At 68.3% G+C, this 5,079-nt stretch carries 6 protein-coding genes; 1 reads left to right on the forward strand and 5 read right to left on the reverse strand.

Features of this window, described 5'->3' with window-relative positions; translation table 11 throughout:
- The 3 genes from ELR45_RS14540 to ELR45_RS14550 all read right to left on the reverse strand — a co-directional run.
- Positions 1-1,647, reverse strand: a 1,647-nt coding sequence (locus tag ELR45_RS14540) for a bifunctional copper resistance protein CopD/cytochrome c oxidase assembly protein (RefSeq protein WP_129667038.1), incomplete at its 3' end; no start/stop codon positions are given.
- Positions 1,644-2,180, reverse strand: a complete 537-nt coding sequence (locus tag ELR45_RS14545) for a copper resistance CopC family protein (RefSeq protein ID WP_165367775.1) — start codon at positions 2,178-2,180, stop codon at positions 1,644-1,646. The genes ELR45_RS14545 and ELR45_RS14540, both read right to left, overlap by 4 nt.
- A gap of 470 nt (positions 2,181-2,650) precedes the next feature.
- Positions 2,651-3,196 carry a hypothetical protein gene (locus ELR45_RS14550; RefSeq protein ID WP_129667040.1) on the reverse strand — a complete coding sequence of 182 codons (546 nt, stop codon included), beginning with the start codon at positions 3,194-3,196 and terminating at the stop codon, positions 2,651-2,653.
- 173 nt (positions 3,197-3,369) lie between these two features.
- Here ELR45_RS14550 and ELR45_RS14555 point away from each other — a divergent pair, with 173 nt between their 5' ends.
- Positions 3,370-4,026, forward strand: coding sequence for a class E sortase (locus tag ELR45_RS14555; RefSeq protein WP_165367776.1), 657 nt, complete (start codon positions 3,370-3,372; stop codon positions 4,024-4,026).
- 16 nt (positions 4,027-4,042) lie between these two features.
- Here ELR45_RS14555 and pepE read toward each other — a convergent pair whose 3' ends face one another.
- Both pepE and ELR45_RS42720 read right to left on the reverse strand, forming a co-directional pair.
- A complete protein-coding gene (gene pepE, locus ELR45_RS14560) occupies positions 4,043-4,762 on the reverse strand; it encodes a dipeptidase PepE (RefSeq protein ID WP_129667042.1) in 720 nt (239 codons plus the stop codon).
- 153 nt (positions 4,763-4,915) lie between these two features.
- The coding region (locus ELR45_RS42720) for a DUF3152 domain-containing protein (protein ID WP_205856619.1) at positions 4,916-5,079 on the reverse strand (164 nt) is incomplete at its 5' end.

Raw genomic sequence — 5,079 nt, forward strand, 5'->3', positions numbered from 1 at the left:
TGGCGGACGCTTCGGCAGCGGATCGATCCCGATCAGCATCTCGAAGAAGATGTAGCCGACGAGCAGGAAGTGCAGGCTCATCAGCATGTGGCCGGTGTGTTCGCGCATCGCGGCTTCGAACAAGCCGCTGAAGTACATGATGAACGAGCCGGATACGAACAACCCGAGCGCGACGACGGGGTGGGTCAGCACCCGTGCCACCCGGCTGTGCAACGCCGCCATGATCCATTCCCGCGGCCCCTTCGCGCCGCGCTTAGCCGGTTTCACCGCGCGCAGGGCGAGAGTGATCGGACCGCCCATGACCAGCAACATCGGGCTGACCATCATCAGTGTCATGTGCTGGACCATGTGCACAGACAGCATCGTCATGCTGTACGTCATGACACCGGACAGCTCGACGAACGCGACGGTGGCGACGCCGAGCAGCCAGGCTATGGTCCGACCGACGGGCCAGCGGTCGCCTCGCTTGTACAGCTTCCACACACCCGCCAGGTACAGCACGACCGCGACGAAGCATCCGATCGAGAAGAGTGCGTCGGGGTAGGTCTCGGTGAACATGCGAGACAGGCTTGGCTCGGGCGGTATCGGATACCCGAGCAGGTCCCGGACGATCGACAGGTTGACGTCCTCCGGTACTGGTGGCTCGGTGCGGCCCAAAGCCACCGCGAGGCCGATCGCGGCGGCCATCACGAGTACCTCGCCGGCCGCGAGCCTGCGGAACTGCCCGGGTCGGCCCGCGTCGAGCGCTCGCAGCGTCCCCTGGCGGTGCAGGTAGCCGAAGCATCCAAGGCCGGCCAGCGCTGTGGCTTTACCGAGCAGCAGCCACCCGTACTCCGTGCTGAAGAGCTCAGTCAGCGAGCTCATCCGGACCCAGGCATTCAATACGCCGCTGGCTGCGATCAGCACGAAACAGCCCAACGCGACCGACGAGTAGATGCGCGCGACGCGGGGGAGCTCGCGTCCGCGCTGCGCCGCATACCAGGACACCGCGACCAGGCCGCCCACCCAGAACGCCATAGCGACCAGGTGGATCAGGATCGACGTGGTCGCGGAGTGGTGGTAATCACCGCTGGACGAGTGGCCCACCAGCGCCGGCGGCACCAGCGTGGCCAAGCCCAGACAGAGCAGCGCGATGCTCCCGCCATGCCCGAGGGTGAGACGTGCCGCCGGGATCATCGCCAGCGCCAGCACCACGACCGCCGCGTACGCCTGTCCCTGCGAGACACTCGCCGTGTATGAACGGAAGCCTTCACCGCCGAGTGCCTCGAGGAGAGGCTGGCCGATCAGGTCGGACAGCGTCAGGAGGTGCACGGCCGCGGCAGCCACCGCCCAGACCAGCGCCCCCCACGATGCCGCACGGAGCGCTCGAAGCGCGTCACGGCCGAGCTGGTCGCGCTCCGGCGGGAGAATCGTGGCCAGGCCCAGCAGTCCGATGGTCACCGCGGCGGATCCATCCAGGACAGCTCTGGCGATGGGGAGGCCCCATCGGGTCAGGTCGCCGGGGTCTCCCAACCCGGGGACGGCCAGCGCAGTCCCACCCCCGCCGACGAGCAGCGCGACGACGAGCGTGGCCAGGCCGGTGACGACGGCGGCAGTGCCCCACCGGCGGGTGGTAGGCGGTGGGGCCTGCGTGGATGTGGCGTTCATCGGTGGGCTCCGTCACCCGGGCTGGTGGAGTCCATGCCGTAATCCGACGACTCTCTCAGGCGGCGACGGCTGCGTGCGGTCAGCAGCGCCAACCCAGCCAGCATGGCCACGACGATGGCCCCGCCGATGAAGACGGAGTCGTCGACCCCGTCCTCCGACGCGTCGTCGCCGGCCTGCTGGTCGGTGTCGGCGCCGACCGCTGGTTCCTGCTCCTGCTCCTGTTCAGCGTCGTCGTCGGTCGCGCCGTCGTCGCCGGCGGTCATGGTGAACTCGACGGTGCCACTCACCGGGTGACCGTCAGCGGAGACGACCCGGTAGGAGACGGTGTAGTCGCCGTCGGGTAGCTCGGAGACATCCTGAAGCACCGTGTTGCCGTCGATCACTGGGTCACCGGCGTGGAACCCGTCCTCGTCGGCGTCGAGCACGGCCATCTGGGTGAAGTCGGGCTGGTCTTGGACGTTCTCGTTGAAGACGAGCTCGATGGTCCCCGGCTGGTCGTCGACGGTCGCGCCGTCCTCCGGGGTGCTCGACACGAGGGAACTGTGTGCGTTCGCCGCCGGTGCCGCGAACATGAGCGACGACGCCACCACGAGCGCCGCGCCGGCGGCGGGGACCAGTCGCAGCGCCGGGGCGCCACGCACTCGCCGGTCGGGCCTGGCGCTAACCGCTCGAGGTCGCGTCCGGGTACGTCGAATCTTCAGCATCGGTATGTCCTTCTGGTGTTGTCGTCATCTCGAAAGCCCAGCTGGGGGCCATGCAGCTCCGATGACCATCCAGAGTCGTCGTCTCAAGAGACCGGATCCGTTCCCGACCTTGGCGACGTCGCGTCCAGGCGGCGTCGCACGGCATTCCGCCGACGGGAGCCGAGCGGCGGGTCTATCTCCGCCGAGTCTCTCGTTCTACGCCTGCCAGGGTACGTCTGAGGGAACAGCGATGTATGGCCGCCGGGGGGTCGAAACCGTCCCGCGACCTCACCCGTCTCCCATCGGGTGACCGCTGGTGATCATCGCACCAGCGACGACGGCGGACCGCGCCACGGCACCGCGCCGCCGACGAACGCGCCGTATGAGGTCCGGGCGCCTCTCGGCGAGGATGTGGGCGTCCACGGCGACCTGCACTGGGCCAGCGGCTGATCGAGCAGCCGGAGGACGTTGGTCAGCCGGACCGTCGTCGAGAGCGAAGCCATCGCCCACACGACGGCTTCGAGCCCGGAGAGCAGCACGGTCAGGACGGCGGCGGCCACCGCGTGTGCCACCAGCATGGAGCTGCCGCTCACGGTCGTCGCATGGTCCTGACCTGCCATGGTGAAAAGGGCGTGCAGCGCGGGCTGAGACAGGACCAACGCGGCGCCGATCTCGACGGGATCACGTCGGCGATCCGCAAGGGCGACGCAGGCGACGCTGAGCAGCCCTGCGGCGAAGAGAAACTCCAGGTGCATCGGCAGGCCACCACCGGCGGCGATGTGCGCACCCGAGGGCAGCAGCAGGCACGCTGCGGACATGACGAGTCCGCGGGCCACGCGCATCCGTCCTCGACCTGGCTTTCGCACAGCGGCCAGCGTATGCGATGTGGTGCGCCGGAACTGATGCCGGCTCGTGATCGTTGACGAGACGATTGGGGGAATGCGGTCACAGTAGCGACGACTGGAGAGCGATGCATCGTACGACTCAGAGGGGACGGCGGAGAGCGCAGAACACTCCGCCGAGGCGGAGTGTATCGGCGATGATCGCCGGCGGTCTGGGAGAGTTGCTGCTTACCGCGGGCGCGGTCGTCCTGCTGTTCGTGGTCTACACCCTCTGGGGCACGGGTCTGCAGACCGCGGCAGCTCAGGACGACCTGCGCGGGCAGCTGAACTTCGGCGGGGAACAACAGGAGAGCGAAGGATCAGACGGAGGCGACGTCGGGCTCGGCGACGCCTACGGCATCATCCGGATCCCGCGCTTCGGGGACGACTGGGAATGGGTGATCGTCCAAGGTGTCGAGGACGATGACCTGAGGAACGGCCCGGGCCACTACCTGGACAGCGCCGAACCAGGTGAGGTGGGCAACTTCGCGGTGGCGGCACATCGCGCCGGCCACGGCGAGCCGTTCGCCGGGTTCCCTGAACTGCATGCTGGGGACATCGTCGAGATCGAGACCGCCGATGGCATCTTCACGTACGAGCTCGACGACGCGCCCGACGGCGACTCCGACGGCAACAGGATCGAGATCCAGGACAGCTGGGTGGTCGACCCGGTGCCGGGCGAGCCGCGTAGCACCGAGCCTGAAGAGACGCGGATCACGCTGACCACGTGCTGGCCCCGCTGGGGATCGTCACACCGGATGTACGCGACTGGCACCCTGATCGACGAGCAACCGCGGGCGGACGCCGATACCTGACCCATGGTTCCGGGTCTCAGACGTCGAAGCGTGGCGTCGTCTGCAGCAGGTGGCTCAGATCGGCCCCGGTGGCGACGTCGACCGGATCGGCGCCACGGCGGAACAGCCGGGCGCCGGTCTCGATGCCTCCCAATGCCAGGCTGCCGCCGTCTCGGCGCAGCCACGTCCCTTCCCGTAGGCCGGCCACCGGTACGTCGTTCTCCTCCAGGAACTGCAGGATACGCAGCTCGCGGGTCTCGCCCATGTGGGTGTCGCCGGGCGCCGGATCAAGGTAATGCGGGTTGATCTGGAACGGCACCAGGCCGAGGGTGTCGAAGCTGGGCGGCTGCACGATCGGCATGTCGTTGGTGGTGCGCATGCTCGGCCCGGCGACATTGGTACCGGCGCTGGAACCGATGTAGGGCATCCCGCCCTGGACACGACTGCGGATGAGGCCGGTCAACCTGTATCTGTACAGCGCGCTGACCAGACGGAAGGTGTTGCCGCCGCCGACGAACACGGCGTCCCCGCCGCTCACCACCTCGCCAGGCTCGCCCTTGTGTGCACCGACGACGTCGACACCGAGCGGGCGTAACGCGTCGGCCACGGTCTCGGTGTAGGCGTCATGGTCGGCCAGTGCGAACGGCACGAACACGACCGTGCCGACGCCCGTCAGGACATCGTGCAATGTCTCGCGGGCGTGTTCGAGATACCCGTAGCCGGGTGCGACTGAGTTGGACAGGAGCAGCAGTTTCACGGATGTCTCCAGGTGAGAGTCTTCAGAGGCCACGTCGCCTCGGGCGTGCGCGCCCGGCACTGCTTGCGCGTGGAATCGCCGTCCGGCTCGCGCTCGAAGCGCTGCCGTAGCCGTCGGCCGGAGACCCGGGCTCATCCAGCGGCGCCGGGCGCGTCAGGGGTCGCGCGATGGCCAGGGGTTGGGGCGGCAGCCCTCCAACGACTTGGTCTGCTGGACCATCACCGGCGCGAGCGCACCGTCGTCGGGACAATCCACATGCCCGTGGCCGAGCCCATGGCCGACCTCGTGGTTGATCAGGTACTCGTGGTAGCTGAGCA

Origin of the sequence: Phytoactinopolyspora endophytica (assembly GCF_004138495.1) — a bacterium.
GTDB lineage: Bacteria > Actinomycetota > Actinomycetes > Jiangellales > Jiangellaceae > Phytoactinopolyspora > Phytoactinopolyspora endophytica.

Bases quoted from the DNA above. Each gene is read 5' to 3' on its own strand.
- ELR45_RS14555 (WP_165367776.1), top strand. From the start codon at position 3,370: ATGATCGCCGGCGGTCTGGGAGAGTTGCTGCTTACCGCGGGCGCGGTC.